The following is a 17,626-nucleotide window of genomic DNA, read 5'->3' as shown; positions in this document are numbered from 1 at the left end:
CTCTCATCCAATCTAACCTATATTTCACTCGTTCATCTTTATTATATAATTTCTTAGCGAAAAAGAGCTATTAGCTTCCGCTTCTAGCTCTCTTATCTCATTTACTTACAGTATATAAAGAGAGTATACTACACCTTCTACTATCTCTCTTTTTGCAGTATATCTTTTAATTCTTCAATAAATACATTTAAATCTTTAAATTGACGATACACAGACGCAAAACGTACATAAGCAACATCATCAATATCACGAAGTTCTTCCATAACAATTTCACCAATCATATCACTTTTCACTTCTGAAATACCTAAGTTACGAAGTTCACGCTCCACACTTTGTGTCACTTCTTCTAACTGCCTTAAAGATACAGGTCTTTTTTCACACGCTTTAATTAAACCGCGTAAAATCTTCTCTTTATTAAACTCTTCTCGTGTTCCTTCTTTTTTAACAACGATAAGAGGTGATTCTTCTACTCTTTCAAATGTTGTAAAGCGACTTAAACAGCTTTCACATTCTCTTCTTCTTCGAATAGAGCGCCCCTCGTCTACCGGACGCGAATCTAACACTCTTGTGCCATTATGAAAACAGGATGGACAACGCAATTCATTCACTCCTTTACACTATAATCTTTATTTTTTCGCTACTCACCTACATGTGAAAATATATATACAATATTATATAACTCATTCTTATACACTGACCACTCTAAGTTATTACATATCATGATCCTATTTTATATAAACTAAAAAAGAGGTGCATTATACACCTCTTTACATTTTAAATCAATTATGTTCTTTTTTAAAGAGCTTTTGTTTCTCTCTGCTTAATTTCGAAGCTACCAGTGCCTCGAGGAAGCTCGATGCTCTCACGCGTTTTCGCGTTTAAACCTTCTGCAATATATTCTGCAGCAACATTTGGATCAATACGATCCCCACAAGTATAAACATCAATACTTGCGTAACCGTGCTCCGGAAAGCTATGAATTGTTAAATGTGATTCCGAGATAATTACTACTCCACTTACACCTTGTGGTGCAAATTTATGAAAAGCAACCTCACGTACTTCAGCACCAGCTCTTAGTGCTGCATCCACAAATAATTGTTCAATATACGGCATGTCATTAAGCTTGTCGAAATCGCAATCCCAAAGTTCAGCAATCACGTGACGACCCATCGTATCCATAGTATCCATTCTACAGTTCCCCCTTGTAAATTTATTCTAACTGTTCGAATTGAAAACTAATTTGCAATTTGGCTTGCTCCACTACCACGGGGGAAAGTTAGTCCAGAGAGGTCCTAACCCTTTAAGTAGTGACTACGTACCTCAGCTCTTAAGTTTACGAGTGTTAGTATACTTTGTTTATTTTCATTTTGCAACAACAGTTTTTTCGATTTTCTGTCATATTTTCCTCTTTACTTTTCCCTAAAAAAAATAAATGATTCACAAATACAGTAATCACAACGTTTTTGGTATGTCCACTTTCCAAAATATACTCATATAATTTTTTTCCTTTTCAGAAAAAATTAAAAAAAGAGGGCAAATTTTCACTTGCCCTCTCCCTCGTTCACTTAAATATGTTGCACATTTTTTTGTTTCGCTATTTCATCAACAACTAACGTTACAAGATCTACAACACGACGAGAGTAGCCCCACTCGTTATCATACCAAGCAAGTACTTTCACTTTACGATCACCCATTACCATTGTAGATAAACCATCAATAATAGCTGAGTGTGTATTTGTATTAAAGTCGATAGACACTAAAGGCTCTTCACTGAATTCTACAATTCCTTTTAACTCACCGTTTGCAACAGTTTTGAATGCTTCATTAATATCTTCAACTGTTACATCACGTTTTACATCTACTACTAAGTCAACAAGAGACACGTTTGGTGTTGGTACACGAAGTGCCATACCATGAAGTTTTCCATTTAAATGCGGAAGAACTTTTGCAAGCGCTTTCGCAGCACCCGTCGTTGTCGGAATAATTGACTGTCCGCAAGCACGTGCTCTTCTTAAATCTTTATGTGGGTTATCAATATTTTTTTGGTCATTTGTATAAGCGTGAACAGTTGTCATTAAACCGTTTTCAATTCCGAACTGCTCATCTAACACCTTTACAACAGGTGCTAAACAGTTTGTTGTACAAGATGCATTTGAAATAACGGTATGTTTTGTAATATCTAATTGGTCTTCGTTCACACCAACTACAATTGTTACATCTTCATTTTTACCAGGCGCTGTTAAAATAACTTTTTTCGCTCCAGCTTCAACGTGAAGAATTGCTTTTTCTTTTGAATTAAATTTACCAGTTGCTTCAATTACAACTTCAACACCTAGATCTGTCCAAGGCAATTCCTTTGGATCACGGTTGTTTAAAAGACGAATCATTTTCCCATCTACTAATAAGTGATCTTCAAATGCTTCCACTGTTCCGGCAAACTTACCGTGTACTGTATCATATTTAATTAAATGTGCTAACGTTTCGGACGGATAGCTTGCATTGATTGCTACAATTTCGAATGCGCTTTCTTTTATTGCTTGACGAAACACCATTCTCCCAATACGTCCAAATCCATTAATTGCCACACGAGTCATAATATGTTATCCCCCTTGAATGCGTTATACTATTTATCTCTAATCCCAATAATAGTATAACACAAAAAGGAGGAATGTCACTAAGCATTTTCATTAATTTCACAATTTTTTAGTTAATAATGTTCCACTTCTTTAAAATTACCTGTAATTGTGTTTTCGTTCCCATAATTGTGCCATCATTATTTATCACTTCATCTGCACGCTTTACTTTTTCTTCTAATGGCATTTGAGATTGAATACGTGCCGTTGCTTCTTCTTCTGAAAAATTATTCCGTTTCATTAAACGTTCTAATTGCGTACTCGGCATAACAGCTACAACTAAAACACGATCAACAAGATTTGTTAATTTACTTTCAAATAAAAGAGGGATATCTAACACAACCGCTTGCATACCTTCTTTTATGTACATCTCCTTTTGCGCATTCATTTCTTCACGTACCGCAGGATGCACAATTTTGTTTAACTGCAATCGTTTTTCTTCATTATAAAAAACGACACTTCCTAATTTAGGTCGATCAAGCTCCCCATCTCCTTGTAACACTTCCGTTCCAAACACCTCTACAATTTTGTTATATGCTGGCTTTCCTCGTTCTACAACTTCTCGCGCAATAATATCAGCATCAATAACTGGTATATTTAGTTCACGAAACATTTCTGATACCGTACTTTTTCCGCTTGCAATGCCTCCCGTTAATCCAATTACTACTGTCATAATAATCCTCCTCATATTAAAAGGCGCGAAACTAATGTTCCACGCCCATACTTACATTTTCCAAATTCCAATAATAATGAGTAATACCCCAGGCAGGAATGTAAATTTTTGTAACCATTTCATATTCGATAAAACCGTACCAAGTTTCATTCCAAGAAATAAAAATAAAGAACTCATAACCGCGACTAATATCGCCATCATAGCGGGTGCATACCCTAATAAAGATGCACCAATTCCAGCACCGAATGAATCTACAGAAAGAGCTATACCAAGAAGCAATGCTTCTCCTGCAGAAATGGTGCCTGATTTATCAAAATCTGCTACAGTCGGTTTCCGTAAAATTTGAATCACTAGCCCAAGCGAGGCAATCTCTAATTTCCAGACCTTCTCCTCTTGCTTCGGTTCTTCTTTTTTCTCACTTCGAAAAAATTGATATAATACCCAAATCCCTATTCCAATAAGAACAAGCCCACCGATACGCGTTGCGATAACAGGTGAAAATATTTTCGCGATCATATGTCCAATTCCCATTGAAACGAGCATAACAGCCGCTGAACACATTCCGATAATTACAATTGATCTTAGTGGAATTCTTACGCTTCTTAAACCATATGTTAGCCCTACACTACAGCTATCCAAGCTTAATGTAAAAGCTAATAAAATAAGAGATAAATAAAGGTACATCGGTAAACTCCTCCCTTATACATAGCTCTGCTGTATGTATATGACAAATGCCTATCCGATGTTATCTCTTTTCTATATTCTTGGCTGACAAATTGGGCAGTAATGCGTTCCTCTTCCGCCAACAACTGTTTTTTCTAGTATCGTACCGCAAGTTACACACGGTTCTCCTTTTTTTCCGTATACATTTAGGAGTTCTTGGAACGAACCAATTTGCCCTTGCGAATTGATATACGTTCTAATTGTACTTCCGCCTCGCTTTACTGCTTCGCCTAGCGTTGTAACAATCGCTTCGTACACTCTTTCTATTTCTTCTTCTGTTAAAGACGCAGCTTCGCGTTCTGGGTGAATTTGAGAACGGAATAACACTTCATCTACATATATATTTCCAAGCCCCACTAAAAGACGCTGATCTAATAATACAACTTTTATTTTACGATTTGTTTTTTGCAATCTTTCTTGTAAATACCGCGGTGTCAATTCAGCATCAAATGGCTCCGGGCCTAAGTCAGCAAGAGGCATTTGATTCAACTCTTCACCTTTCTTAAAGAGATGCATCGTACCAAACTTTCTCACATCTTTATAATGTAATTCAGTTCCATCTGTAAATAAGAAACGGACGTGCGTATGTTTATCAATTGGCTCATCCTCTTGATGAAGTAAAAACTTACCTTCCATACGCAAATGTGAAACAATGACATAATTCGTTACATATAAAAGCAAAAACTTTCCTCTTCGCTTTATATTTTCAATTGTCTCGCCTCTTAGCATTTCTTTAAAGATTTCTGCATCATCCGGTCGTTTTACTATTTTAGGATAAGTAATAACAACATCTTCAATCGTTTTTCCTGTTACAAGATTTTCAAGCGTCCGTCTAACATTTTCAACCTCTGGTAATTCAGGCATTTCATCACGTCCTTATTTCGCGTCGTACCAAGTTGGACCGTAAGAATAATCAACTTTCAATGGAACTGCTAGTTCAATTGCATGCTCCATTACTTCAGGTACAAGCTTCTCTAATATTTCAATTTCTTCTTTTGGTGCTTCAAATATCAATTCATCGTGTACTTGCAGAAGAAGACGTGCTTGTAATCCTTCTTCTTCTAGACGATCTGCCATAATAATCATCGCTTTTTTAATAATATCAGCCGCACTACCTTGAATTGGTGTATTCATAGCTGTACGCTCAGCAAAGCTACGTAAATTGAAATTACGACTCGTAATTTCCGGAATATAACGGCGACGATTTAATAATGTAACCACATACCCTTTTTGTTTCGCATCTTTTACGATTTCATCCATGTATTCTTGTACACCAGGGAAACTTTCTAAATACTTTTCAATAAATTCTGCTGCTGCTTTTCTTGTAATTCCTAAGTTTTGCGAAAGACCATAATCACTAATCCCATACACAATTCCGAAGTTAACTGCTTTTGCTTGTCGTCTCATGTTAGATGTTACTTCATCTTTCCCAACACCAAATACATCCATAGCTGTTTTCGTATGAATATCCATGTCATGTTGGAACGCTTCAACTAACCCAGGATCATTTGCAATATGAGCAAGCACACGAAGTTCGATTTGTGAATAATCAGCCGCGTACATGATCCATCCTTCTTCTGATGGAACGAATGCCTGACGAATCTTTCTTCCTTCTTCTAATCGAATCGGGATATTTTGTAAGTTCGGATCTGTTGAACTTAATCGACCTGTTTGCGTTAACACTTGATTGAAACGAGTATGGATTTTAGATGAATCTTCATGTACAACTTTCAATAAACCTTCAATGTAAGTTGAATTTAGCTTTCCTAATTGACGATAATGTAAAATATTAGGGATAATTTCATGATGATCCATAAGTTTATCTAATACATCCGCTGACGTAGAATAACCTGTTTTCGTCTTTTTAATAACTGGTAAGTTTAAGTTCTCAAACAGAATAACTCCAAGTTGCTTCGGTGAATTAATGTTAAATTCCGTTCCTGCAAGCTTATAAATTTCCTGTTCCATTTCCTTTAATCTACCTGCAAGTTCTTCTCCCATATTACGAAGACGCTCCGTATCAACTTTTACACCTTTTACTTCCATATCAGCTAATACACGTGCAAGTGGTAATTCTAACTCTGTAAACAGTTCATATTGCTCATTCTTTTTTAACTCTTCAATGAATGTTTGCTTTACATCATATAATACATGCACTTTACGAGCTACATGCTCCGCTACTACATCTAACTCTGGAACTGCACGCTTCGCACCTTTTCCGTAAACTTCTTCATCAGATTTCACGGCATGTGTTTCTTTCATTTTTGCTACGGCACGAAAATCTTTATCTGTATCAGCTGGATCAAGTAGATAAGCAGCAATTAATAAATCAAAATCAATCCCTTGAATATCTACACCTTTCCACTTAAGAGAAACGATAGCTCGCTTCGCATCAAATGTATGCTTTCTCATTTCTCCATTTGCAAGCCATACTTTGAAAGCATCTGATTTAAGAGCAATGTCTGCCGAAATAAAGTAACAACCATTTTCATTTTGAATACCAAAACCTTGGATATCCGCTTTATGATAGTTATCTTCTTGCACTTCTACAATAAGCGCACTATCTTGCTGAAGCATTTCTTCTGTAACTTCTTCCACAATATCAAATGTAATATCATCTAATTCAGCTGGAGCTGTTTCTTCAGGCGTAACGCCTAACTTATTTAAAAGAGATGTAAATCCTAAATTCTCAAACATTGGAATAACATCACTTGGTTCATACCCTTTATATTCCATATCATCTACATGCACAGTAATTGGTGCATCTGTAATAATAGTCGCAAGTTCTTTACTCATAAGAGCTTGTTCTTTATTTGCTTCTAACTTTTCTTTTAATTTCTTTCCGCTCACTTGATCTAAGTTTTCATATACTGCTTCAACCGTTTCAAATTGCGTTAATAATTTAATGGCTGTCTTCTCACCAACACCTGGTACACCTGGAATGTTATCTGACTGGTCTCCCATTAAACCTTTCATATCGATAATTTGCTTTGGTGATAAGCTATATTTCTCAAATAAAGCTTCTGTCGTATATTCATCTACTTCTGTAATCCCTTTGCGCGGAATACATACAAGTGTATTATCGGAAACAAGTTGAAGTAAGTCTTTATCTCCTGAAATAACTTTTACATAAGCCCCTTGCTCACTCGCTTCCTTCGCTAGCGTTCCCATAATGTCATCCGCTTCATAGTTTTCTAATTCATAGCGCGGAACATTAAATGCATCAAGCATCTCACGAATAAACGGGAATTGCTCTGATAACTCTGGTGGAGTCTTTTGACGTCCTCCCTTGTAATCACTATACGTTTTATGACGGAATGTTGTTTTCCCCGCATCAAACGCCACAAGCATATGCGTCGGTTTTTCTTCCTCTAGTATCCTCATTAACATCATTGTAAAACCATAAATTGCGTTCGTATGTATACCTTTGTCGTTATTTAAAAGCGGTAGTGCAAAGAAAGCACGATACGCGATATTATTACCATCTACTAATACGACTTTTTTTTCCAAACTACAAACCTCCCCATACATATTTGAAACGATTTTTTCCACAGAAAAAAACCGTTCCTGTCCTCTCTCTATATTAACATGACTAATAGAGAGAAGAAAAATAACGGCTATTTTCTATCATATATACAAACGTTTACTAACATAAAAGGGAAGTGACGAGAACAGCATAACTATTCTCGTCCAAAATTACTCCTTGGATGAAGGGGTTTTCATCTATTATATTAACAGAGCTTTATTAATATTTAATTAAGCCAATGTTAATATATTGTAAATATCCTTCATCCTATTTTTCAGTAGCTGATTTTGGTAAAACAACTGTAAATGTCGTTCCTTCCCCAACCTCACTATCCACCGTAATCGTACCTTGATGTGCTTCAACTAAATGTTTCACAATTGATAAACCAAGACCCGTTCCACCCGTATTCCTACTTCTCGCTTTATCAACTCGATAAAAACGTTCAAATATACGAGGGATTTCTTCTTTACTAATACCAATTCCAGTATCCGACACCTTTATATACGCATTATATTTATCCTCTAATAATTCAACTGAAACAACGCCGCCAGCCGGCGTATATACGATTGCATTATTAATTAAATTAATAAAGATTTGTTTTAAGCGGCTCGGATCTCCAATAACGGAAACTCGTTTCAATACATTCACTTGTAAAGAGATTTCTTTTTCTCCCGCTTTATTATCGAGCACCATGTGAATGTCTTCAAGAATACCCTTCATATCAACCGTACCCATATTTAGTCTAAACCCTTGCTGCTCGATTTTTGATAAATCTAATAAATCTTCAATTAATCCTTGCATGCGCTCACTTTCTTTTAAAATAATATGTAAGAAATGTTCGCAGAATTTTTTATTATCCATCGCTCCGTCCAAGAGTGTTTCTGAAAAACCTTTAATAGAAGTAATCGGTGTCTTTAGTTCATGAGAAACATTCGCTAAAAAGTCTTTTCTCATTTGTTCTAATTTCTTTAGCTCAGTAATGTCATGGAATACGAGAACAATTCCTTTCCATTCATGGTTCGTCCCGATAATCGGTGCTCCATATACTTCGAAATGCTTTCGCTCAATTCCAAGCGGCAATAACATTTGTTTACGCACTTTCACTTCTGTCATAAAGATTTCTTCTACGAGCTCAATAATTTCCGTATGATGAAACGACTCATAGTATAAACGGTCTAAATATTCTTCGTCTGTTACGTGGAAGGTCTCCTTATAAGAACGGTTTACAAGGTTTATATAACCACGACTATCAATTAAAATCATTCCACTTCCCATATTTTCAATTAATGTATGCAAACGATCTTGTTGCATTTCTTGCTCAAGTGTCATCTCTTGTAAATTACGTGCTAAAATATTAATTGCTTTACTTAGCATTCCTGTTTCATCCGAATGACTTTCATAAGCGCGTGCTTTATAATTTCCCTTCGCTAATTCAATAGCCACTTTCGTAACGGATTCAATCGGCCTAATATATTGCCCTGTAATTTTCATACCTAAAAATACGACAACGAGACACGCGATAACAAATCCGATAATTAATAATCCCCACGTTTTTTGGTGAACGTCCCTCAAAGTATCGATTGTACTTTTCACCAAAATATATCCTTGTTTCCCTGCTACATCCTGAACGAACACAGCATGATAAAATTCATTCTTTTGATCCGTTTCTTTCGTAATAACTTTATTTCTTTGTTTTGCTGTTTCAGAAGAAAGTTCTTTAATCATCTCTTGACTAAATGCAGATTGTTGCCCTCCGCTATATTGAACTTTATTTTTTTCATCAACAAATATAATAGAAGCTGGTATTTGTTCTTCTAACTTTTCAAATACATACGGCTTTTTTAAAACTGATTCAAACCCTTGCTCCTCTGCTAATACAGCAACATATCTTGTCTCTTTTACCATTCTCTCTTTAGCATGATCTATATAGTAATTTTCAAATACAGTTTCTAATAATACACCTAGTCCAACTAAAATAAAAACGATAAGAGAAACAAATGTAAAAAGAAGCCTGGAGCGAAATTTATTCATCCCCTTTTGGCTCCTCTAATTTATAACCTAAACCACGTATCGTTTTAATGTACGTCGGTTTTTTCGTATTTTGTTCAATTTTATCGCGCAAATGGCTAATATGGACATCAACAATTCGAGTATCACCGGCAAAATCATAATTCCATACAGCACTCAATAATTGGTCACGAGTTAATACACGACTTTTATTTTTCGCGAGATACACAAGTAGTTCAAATTCTTTTGGTGTTAATTCAAGCTTTCTTCCTTGGAAATAAGCCTCATAAAACTCCGGTAAAATTTTAAGTTCTGCAATTATGATGCTATCTTCATCTGGTGCTTCTGCAACTTGTTCTTCTTGTTGTAATTTCGTACGGCGCAAAATCGCCTTCACACGAGCAACAACTTCCCTTGGACTAAACGGCTTCGTCATATAATCATCCGCCCCAAGTTCAAGACCGAGTACCTTATCAAATTCATCATCTTTTGCTGTTAACATTAAAATCGGTGTCATGACACGTTGCAATCGTAATTCTTTACAAACTTCCATACCATCCATTTTCGGAAGCATTAAATCTAATATAATTAAATCTGGACGTTCTGTTGTCGCTTTTTGAAGCGCCATTTCTCCATCCATCGCTGTTATAACTTCAAACCCAGCTTGTTGTAAATTAAATTCAATTAAAGTTAAGATAAATTCCTCATCATCAACTACTAAAATACGATTGTTCATTCTTTTCCTCCAAGTTATAGACTTGAAACCTTCTTCATCCTAGTATTTTCCCCGTTATTCTCATCATACTAGAAAACAAGGTCCCTCTCAATATAATTGTCTATTCATGGATTCAGATTGTGCTATCTTTATTCCATAATCGCGTTCCCCTCAGTTATCAAGTGGTTACCCAGACTTTATAGATACATCTATCCTTTTTAAAGTCTTTTTCCGTATGAACTATAAATTCTCTCTCTTGTCCTAAGAAAAACGCAAGAGCATACGCTATTTTATAATCCGGTGTTTCATATCCACCAAATACTCTCCCGTACATTTCATTCGCGATTGAATCGGCCCACACCTCAGCTTCTCTTATCGTTTCAAAGATTATGTCTTCTCTTTTCCATTTCACAGTCATACTGTTCACCCCCGTTTAAACAAAAAGTAGCGCTAGCATACCCTTAATAAGAATATGACCAGCGCTACTTTTATATCATTCTAACTTTCATTTTTAAAAATTATCTAATGCTTTTTCCATAATAGAAACAGATTTAAAAGGCGGTGTTACTGTTAATGAGCCTTTCACAACAGTATTTCCTTTTTCATCATGAGCAGATACAATCATATCAATTGTATGTTCCTCCTCTGAAACAGCCACAACTTCAAAGTGGATTTGTAACGTTTCATAATGGTGAACATGTTTCACGAACGTAAGATCCTTCCTAGTAATATGACTACCTGGACCTGGTAAATATTTCGTAACCGCCGTTGTAATCAGCCCTGTTAGCATAATGCTTGGTACAATCGGCTTTTCATACGGAGTTTGGGATGCGTAATCATGCTGAATATATAATGGATTGGCATCATTCGTTAAACCTAAGTACAATAACAAATCTTTATCCTCAATTTTTTCAGTGATAGATAATTTCTCTCCTACTGTAATTTCATCCATTCTACGACCAATTTGAACTTTTTTCTTTAACATGTTACAACCCCCTCCGATTTTTTCACCTTATTATCCTACTAAAAGCGATACCTTATCCGAAATTTACTATGATGAGGGCAATATATAGTATAAGTCTATAGTTTCATTATAGGACACACTAAATGATAGCGTTTTCATATTATTTCAAAAAAACATTTCAATAAATAGTAGAAAAAGATTCGGGGCCCCGAATCTTTTTCCGCTTATATTTAATTATTAAACAAGAACTTTCATAACGTTACGTACAGATTCTACAGAGCGATCTAACGCTTCTTTTTCATCTTCAAGAAGTTCTAATTCAATAATTTTTTCAATTCCGTTACCACCTAGAATTACTGGTACCCCTAAGTAAAGGTCACTATAACCATACTCACCTTCAAGGTATGCAATAGCAGGTAATACACGGCGTTGATCTTTCAAGATTGCTTCTGTCATTTCAACTAAAGAAGCTGCTGGCGCATAATATGCACTACCGTTTCCTAATAAGCCTACAATCTCACCGCCACCTTTACGTGTACGTTCTACGATTGCTTCTAAACGCTCTTTTGGAATTAATGTTTCTAACGGAATGCCACCTGCATAGGAATAGCGTACAAGAGGTACCATATCGTCACCATGTCCACCAAGAACAAATCCTGTAATGTCTTTTACAGAAAGATTTAATTCTTGTGAAATGAATGTACGGAAACGAGCTGTATCTAATACGCCCGATTGACCGATAACACGCTCTTTCGGGAATCCTGCTTCTTTAAATACAGAATATGTCATTGCATCAACCGGATTTGTTAATACAACAATAATCGCATTTGGTGAATGTTTTGCAATGTCGCGCGTAATACTTTTCATAATTTTAGAGTTTGTTGCTACTAAATCATCACGGCTCATACCAGGCTTACGCGCAATACCAGCTGTAATAACGACAACGTCAGAATCAGCAGTATCTGCGTAATCAGATGTACCAATAATGTTAGCATCAAAACCTTGTACTGGGCTCGCTTCTAACATATCTAACGCTTTCCCTTTTGTTGGATTTTCCAGCTGTGGAATGTCCACTAATACAACATCTGCAAGTTCTTTTTGTGCTAATAAGAATGCCGTTGTTGCTCCTGTAAATCCTGCACCGATGACTGAAACTTTCTTGCGTTTGATTGTCATAATTTACCCCCCGCTTTAATTATGCGTTTTTGATTATCGCTACATCCATGTTTTTAATAAGTTCATTAGCGAACTCAGAACATTTCACTTCTGTTGCACCTTCCATTAAGCGTGCGAAATCATATGTTACTACTTTTGAAGCAATTGTTTTCTCAACTGAATCAGTTACTAAATTCGCAGCTTCGTTCCATCCTAAGTGCTCTAATAATAGTACACCTGAAAGAAGAACTGAAGATGGGTTTACTTTATCTAAACCTGCATATTTTGGAGCTGTACCATGTGTAGCTTCAAAGATGGCATGTCCAGTCACATAGTTAATGTTTGCACCAGGTGCAATACCAATTCCACCTACTTGTGCAGCAAGTGCATCAGAGATGTAGTCTCCGTTTAAGTTCATTGTTGCAACAACATCAAACTCACGTGGACGAGTTAAAATTTGTTGTAAGAAGATATCTGCAATAGAATCTTTTACGATGATTTTCCCAGCCACTTCTGCGTCTGCCATCGCTTTATTCGCTGCATCTTTTCCATCTTTTTCAACGATACGATCATATTCAGCCCAAGTAAATACTTTGTCGCCGAATTCTTGTTCCGCTACTTCGTAACCCCAGTTTTTGAAAGCACCTTCTGTAAATTTCATAATGTTTCCTTTATGAACTAATGTAACAGAAGAGCGTTTTTCGTTAATTGCATATTGAATTGCAGCACGAACAAGACGCTTTGTCCCTTCTTCTGAGATTGGTTTAATACCAATGCCAGATGTTTCTGGGAAGCGGATTTTATTAACACCCATTGCTTCTTTTAAGAAAGCAAGAACTTTTTCTGCTTCTGGAGAACCTTGTGCATATTCAATTCCAGCATAAATGTCTTCTGTATTTTCACGGAAAATAACCATATCAGTATCTTCCGGACGTTTTACAGGTGAAGGAACACCTTCAAAGTAACGAACTGGACGTAGACATACATATAAATCTAATTCTTGACGAAGTGCTACGTTTAGAGAACGAATACCACCGCCAACTGGAGTTGTAAGTGGACCTTTAATTGCGATTAAATATTCGCGAATTAAATTTAAAGTCTCTTCAGGTAACCACTCGCCTGTTTGGTTGAATGCTTTTTCCCCTGCAAGCACTTCTTTCCAAACGATTTTCTTCTCACCATCATATGCTTTCTCAACTGCTGCTTCTAGTACGCGAGATGCTGCTGCCCAAATATCAGGACCAATTCCATCTCCTTCGATAAATGGAATAATCGGATTGTTTGGTACATTCATAACACCATTAGTTACAGTAATTTTTTCACCTGTCGTCAATGTGATAACCCCCATGTTTGAAATTTCATATGTATGAAACTGAGGGAATAACCCCTCAGTTCAAACCGTTAGTCAAATTAAAATATTCTAATCATTACATCTTCCCAAAAAAATCAGACTTTTGAAAGCGTATTTTCACTATCAAAATAGTGTTTTTCGCTTATCGTTGTGCGATTGGAACATATACTTGATGCGTAGGTCCATTATAATCAGCACGCGGACGAATTAAACGGTTGTTTTCATATTGTTCTAGAATATGAGCTAACCAGCCTGACATACGGCTAATCGCAAAGATAGGTGTAAATAAGTCATGGTCAACTCCTAAACAGTGGTATACAGAAGCTGAATAGAAATCAACATTTGGTGGAAGACCTTTTTCTTTTGTTACAATGTCTTCAATTTTGATAGACATATTATACCATTTGTCTTCTCCTAAAAGCACGCATAATCTCTTAGACATTTCGCGTAAGTGTTTCGCGCGTGGATCACCATGCTCATATACGCGATGGCCAAATCCCATAATTTTCACTTTATTTTGAAGAGCATTATGAATATATGATTCTACATTTTCTTCTTCGCCAATTTCAGTTAACATCTTCATTACATTTTCATTTGCCCCGCCGTGAAGAGGACCTTTTAATGCGCCGATTGCTGCTGTAATACCAGAATACACATCTGAAAGTGTAGCTACGCAAACACGTGCAGTAAATGTAGAAGCGTTTAACTCATGATCTGCATGAAGTACAAGCGCCTTATCAAAAGCCTCAATTTCAACTTCATTTGGCTCACGATCATTTAACATGTACAAGAAGTTTCCAGCTAACGATAGATCTTTTCTTGGCTCAACAACATCTAAACCTTTGCGAATTCTTGCATAAGCAGCAATTAAAGTTCCTACTTGAGCCTGTAATTTAACCGCTTTCAAATAATTGGACTTCTCATCCATAATTTCAGCGCTCTCATCGTATAATGATAGCATGGAAATCGCAGTTCGTAAAACAGACATCGGATGCGCGATTTTTAAATCTACTTGTTTCAAATATGTTAAAATTTCACCTGGTACTTTATAGTATTCAGATACAGTTGCACTAAATTCCGCTAGTTCTTTTTCGTTAGGAAGCTTGCGGTGCCATAATAAGTACACTACTTCTTCAAATGTAGCATTCTCAGCTAAATCATCAATATTATACCCAACATAAGTTAATGTATCATCAATAATAGAGCTCACAGATGATGTTGTTGCTACTACCCCTTCTAAACCTCGAATAACAGTCATGACATTCTCTCCTTTTCCTGAAAATTCTCCCAACCTTGCTCCTTATATCTATTTGCTCCCCTTATAAATTATGAACGCTCGTTCACTCTTTAGGCAAGCAAAATGCACGTTCATGCAAATTTGTTGCGATGTTCCCCTCTTATTGTCCATTGCTACATGGAAAGCATGAGCGTGAATGTCTCCCCGAATCCTCACGCTCAGAACAACAAGTTAGTGAGGAAAATGAATCCCGAAGAGTTTATGATAAAAACAACATAAAACAATATCATTATAAAATTGTTTTATGTTGTTTTTATTTTATCTGGTGTATAGTCTCTGCTGTTATGTAACTTTTCAAAGTTTCTAATCCTATTATAAACAATTATCTGACTTTTGTGAACAGAAAGAATTCAAAAATTTTATATTACTATAAAATTCCTTATTTAAACATTTGTATAATACTCATAACTGCATAGGCAATTCCAGCCCCAATTAATGGACCTACAGCGACTCCATTAAATAAAGCTACAGCTATAATTGTCCCAAAAACAAGTGCAGTTGTAATATGAGGATCCGTCGTTAATAATTGCACCCCACCTTTCGCCAACAAAGCAACTGCCACTCCTGAGGCTAAAGCAATCCATGCATAGTATGATTTCGCCGCTTCTCCGAGTTGTTTAAACCCTATTTCCCCCGTCGCAATTGGGACGAGCACCGCAATTGTAATAACCGTCACACCAAGGTTAATTCCTTTCGTTTGTAAATAAGGAAAGACTTTATCACCTAAAAACGTAAACTTCAATAAAAATAAAACTCCAACAGCTACGGTAAGCGATTGGTTTTTAGCAATTAATCCTATAATAAGTAGTATGAATAAAAATAACGTTGACTGACTAATCATGATTGCACTTCCTTTCTGAAAATAATGAACTTGTTTCCAAACCAAAATACCTTTAAACCTATCGTTATACATGTCATATCGATGTCTATTTGCCAATGAGAATAAGCCAACAATTTCATTTTTGTATGCATTTTTAACTTACAAAATGAGACTGTAACCAAAAAAATCAAAGCATATATACATTTTTGAAAACGATGGTCTCTCCTTTCTTTTCTAACAAGAAACAGGTAAAATAAAAAGAAGAGAAAATGAAGTTTTTACCATATAGTAGAAGCATCATCAACAAGCTTTTACAGTCGTTCATGTACTGAAAAAGCAGGAAAAATCCATCATTCCACTATAACATAAAGCGAAACTTTAATCAGTGAATCTCACTCGTTATAAGTTGAACGAATTAGGATAATACAAATTGGAATGGGAGGTACACATCTTTGAATCGAAACTTACTATATATGATATTGCGACTCATATTTGTCATTGTAGCAACGGTAGTTGGGTTCTATGTATTACTGTACATGTCAGGACTTATCTATCCTTTTATTATCGCTTTTGCATTCGCTTATTTGATTAATCCCGTCGTCAATTTCCTTAATCAAAAACTACAATTCCCTCGTGCATTAGCAGTACTCGTTAGCTTAATTCTCGTATTCGGGGCTATCGTCGGACTTGTTACATACCTTGTAACTGAAGCAATATCCGCCACAACATACTTACTTCAAATTGTTACAGTGAAGTTCCCAGATATCGTTGCATTCGCTCAACAATTTGCGCTTAATCATATTATGCCTCTCTACGATGATTTAATCTCTAAATTTAATCATCTCGGCGAACCACAACGATATACTATTACACAAAACATTCAAAACTTAGGCACTGAAGCAACGACACAAATGAAAGAACTTTTAACCGCTATTATAAGCGGATTAACAAATTTCATTAGCGCATTACCAACAACTTTAACTGTCCTTGTATTCATTTTATTGGCAACTTTCTTCATTAGTTACGATTGGCACCATCTTGCTCATAAAGTAAGAAAACTTTTACCTAATCGTGTACACGGATACGGAAAAACTATTTTTGTCGATTTAAGAAAAGCTTTGTTTGGTTTTGTTAAAGCACAACTTACACTCGTATCTATGACAACTGTCATTGTACTAATCGGCCTTTTAATATTACGCGTGCCATACGCAATTACTATCGCGATTATTACAGGAGTTGTAGATTTACTCCCATACTTAGGAACTGGAGCCGTCTTCGTCCCTTGGGTTATATACGTATTTTTCACAGGCGACACCGCATTCGCCATCGGTCTTCTCATCTTATACATCGTCGTGATTGTCCAAAGACAAATCATGGAGCCGAAAGTACTTTCATCTAATATTGGACTTGATCCATTAGCGACACTCATCGCTTTATTTGTCGGCTTTAAGCTCTTTGGTTTTTTAGGATTAATCATCGGTCCAGTCACATTAGTACTACTTAACACATTACACAAAGCCCACGTTTTCCATGACTTATGGAAATTCATTAAAGGCTCACCATCAAAATAATATTTTCTAATTCACATACAACAAAAACTTAACTGTAATCAGTGGGAATTTCCCACTGATTATTCATTGTACTTATTTTTATACTAACTACATTTCAAACGAGAGGATTTCCTAAAAAAGGATAATTTTCTTGTTTTTTTCATGAAAAACGCATATTTCGCGGTATTTTTACATTTTTATTCTATTTAATT

At 35.9% G+C, this 17,626-nt stretch carries 16 protein-coding genes; 1 reads left to right on the top strand and 15 read right to left on the bottom strand.

Annotated features, from left to right (window positions below):
• Positions 1-140 precede the first annotated feature (140 nt).
• The 15 genes from nrdR to JDS80_RS12495 form a co-directional block, all read right to left on the bottom strand.
• Entirely contained in the window at positions 141-599 is a 459-nt protein-coding gene (gene nrdR, locus JDS80_RS12565; protein WP_199638672.1) for a transcriptional regulator NrdR, read from the bottom strand.
• A gap of 196 nt (positions 600-795) precedes the next feature.
• On the bottom strand, positions 796-1,179 hold the full coding sequence (gene speD, locus JDS80_RS12560; protein ID WP_002003660.1) for an adenosylmethionine decarboxylase: 384 nt from the start codon (positions 1,177-1,179) through the stop codon (positions 796-798).
• Positions 1,180-1,565: 386 nt separating this feature from the next.
• Positions 1,566-2,594, bottom strand: a complete 1,029-nt coding sequence (locus JDS80_RS12555; RefSeq protein WP_199638670.1) for a glyceraldehyde-3-phosphate dehydrogenase — start codon at positions 2,592-2,594, stop codon at positions 1,566-1,568.
• Between the two features lie 109 nt (positions 2,595-2,703).
• On the bottom strand, positions 2,704-3,306 hold the full coding sequence (coaE, locus tag JDS80_RS12550; RefSeq protein WP_199638668.1) for a dephospho-CoA kinase: 603 nt from the start codon (positions 3,304-3,306) through the stop codon (positions 2,704-2,706).
• 51 nt (positions 3,307-3,357) lie between these two features.
• Positions 3,358-3,990 carry a sporulation membrane protein YtaF gene (gene ytaF / locus JDS80_RS12545; protein WP_071748276.1) on the bottom strand — a complete coding sequence of 211 codons (633 nt, stop codon included), beginning with the start codon at positions 3,988-3,990 and terminating at the stop codon, positions 3,358-3,360.
• 72 nt (positions 3,991-4,062) lie between these two features.
• The gene (mutM, locus tag JDS80_RS12540; RefSeq protein WP_071748277.1) at positions 4,063-4,893 is read right to left on the bottom strand and encodes a DNA-formamidopyrimidine glycosylase; all 831 of its coding nucleotides are present in this window, start codon (positions 4,891-4,893) and stop codon (positions 4,063-4,065) included.
• A gap of 12 nt (positions 4,894-4,905) precedes the next feature.
• On the bottom strand, positions 4,906-7,539 hold the full coding sequence (gene polA / locus JDS80_RS12535) for a DNA polymerase I (RefSeq protein WP_199638666.1): 2,634 nt from the start codon (positions 7,537-7,539) through the stop codon (positions 4,906-4,908).
• A gap of 283 nt (positions 7,540-7,822) precedes the next feature.
• Positions 7,823-9,586 (bottom strand): sensory box histidine kinase PhoR, encoded by a 1,764-nt coding sequence (phoR, locus tag JDS80_RS12530; RefSeq protein WP_071748279.1) that lies wholly within the window; start codon positions 9,584-9,586, stop codon positions 7,823-7,825.
• Positions 9,579-10,298, bottom strand: a complete 720-nt coding sequence (gene phoP / locus JDS80_RS12525) for a two-component system response regulator PhoP (RefSeq protein WP_071748280.1) — start codon at positions 10,296-10,298, stop codon at positions 9,579-9,581. The genes phoR and phoP overlap by 8 nt, the downstream gene beginning before the upstream one ends.
• A gap of 157 nt (positions 10,299-10,455) precedes the next feature.
• Entirely contained in the window at positions 10,456-10,689 is a 234-nt protein-coding gene (locus tag JDS80_RS12520; protein ID WP_199638732.1) for a hypothetical protein, read from the bottom strand.
• 99 nt (positions 10,690-10,788) lie between these two features.
• Positions 10,789-11,262 (bottom strand): MaoC/PaaZ C-terminal domain-containing protein, encoded by a 474-nt coding sequence (locus JDS80_RS12515; protein WP_199638664.1) that lies wholly within the window; start codon positions 11,260-11,262, stop codon positions 10,789-10,791.
• A 216-nt stretch (positions 11,263-11,478) separates the two neighbouring features.
• Complete coding sequence (mdh, locus tag JDS80_RS12510; RefSeq protein ID WP_070145081.1) at positions 11,479-12,417, bottom strand: malate dehydrogenase; 939 nt, start codon at positions 12,415-12,417, stop codon at positions 11,479-11,481.
• Positions 12,418-12,436: 19 nt separating this feature from the next.
• Positions 12,437-13,729 (bottom strand): NADP-dependent isocitrate dehydrogenase, encoded by a 1,293-nt coding sequence (icd, locus tag JDS80_RS12505; RefSeq protein WP_000206900.1) that lies wholly within the window; start codon positions 13,727-13,729, stop codon positions 12,437-12,439.
• Positions 13,730-13,889: 160 nt separating this feature from the next.
• Entirely contained in the window at positions 13,890-15,038 is a 1,149-nt protein-coding gene (gene citZ / locus JDS80_RS12500) for a citrate synthase (protein WP_116733522.1), read from the bottom strand.
• Between the two features lie 385 nt (positions 15,039-15,423).
• Positions 15,424-15,885, bottom strand: a complete 462-nt coding sequence (locus JDS80_RS12495) for a DUF441 domain-containing protein (RefSeq protein WP_002112200.1) — start codon at positions 15,883-15,885, stop codon at positions 15,424-15,426.
• 431 nt (positions 15,886-16,316) lie between these two features.
• On the opposite strand from JDS80_RS12495, the gene ytvI reads away from it, so the two are divergent.
• On the top strand, positions 16,317-17,435 hold the full coding sequence (ytvI, locus tag JDS80_RS12490; RefSeq protein ID WP_071748283.1) for a sporulation integral membrane protein YtvI: 1,119 nt from the start codon (positions 16,317-16,319) through the stop codon (positions 17,433-17,435).
• Positions 17,436-17,626: the final 191 nt, after the last annotated feature.

The sequence above is a fragment of the Bacillus cereus group sp. N8 genome (assembly GCF_016483685.1).
Lineage (GTDB): Bacteria > Bacillota > Bacilli > Bacillales > Bacillaceae_G > Bacillus_A > Bacillus_A proteolyticus.
Note: the sequence above shows the minus strand (reverse complement) of the source record. Positions and strands in the feature narration are given on the sequence as shown.

Excerpts from the sequence above, each read along its gene's own strand:
- speD (WP_002003660.1), bottom strand. The coding sequence starts at position 1,179 with ATGGATACGATGGGTCGTCACGTGATTGCTGAACTTTGGGATTGCGAT.
- JDS80_RS12555 (WP_199638670.1), bottom strand. The coding sequence starts at position 2,594 with ATGACTCGTGTGGCAATTAATGGATTTGGACGTATTGGGAGAATGGTG.
- JDS80_RS12515 (WP_199638664.1), bottom strand. The coding sequence starts at position 11,262 with ATGTTAAAGAAAAAAGTTCAAATTGGTCGTAGAATGGATGAAATTACA.
- phoR (WP_071748279.1), bottom strand. The coding sequence starts at position 9,586 with ATGAATAAATTTCGCTCCAGGCTTCTTTTTACATTTGTTTCTCTTATC.
- mdh (WP_070145081.1), bottom strand. The coding sequence starts at position 12,417 with ATGACAATCAAACGCAAGAAAGTTTCAGTCATCGGTGCAGGATTTACA.
- mutM (WP_071748277.1), bottom strand. The coding sequence starts at position 4,893 with ATGCCTGAATTACCAGAGGTTGAAAATGTTAGACGGACGCTTGAAAAT.
- JDS80_RS12495 (WP_002112200.1), bottom strand. The coding sequence starts at position 15,885 with ATGATTAGTCAGTCAACGTTATTTTTATTCATACTACTTATTATAGGA.
- coaE (WP_199638668.1), bottom strand. The coding sequence starts at position 3,306 with ATGACAGTAGTAATTGGATTAACGGGAGGCATTGCAAGCGGAAAAAGT.
- phoP (WP_071748280.1), bottom strand. The coding sequence starts at position 10,298 with ATGAACAATCGTATTTTAGTAGTTGATGATGAGGAATTTATCTTAACT.
- ytaF (WP_071748276.1), bottom strand. The coding sequence starts at position 3,990 with ATGTACCTTTATTTATCTCTTATTTTATTAGCTTTTACATTAAGCTTG.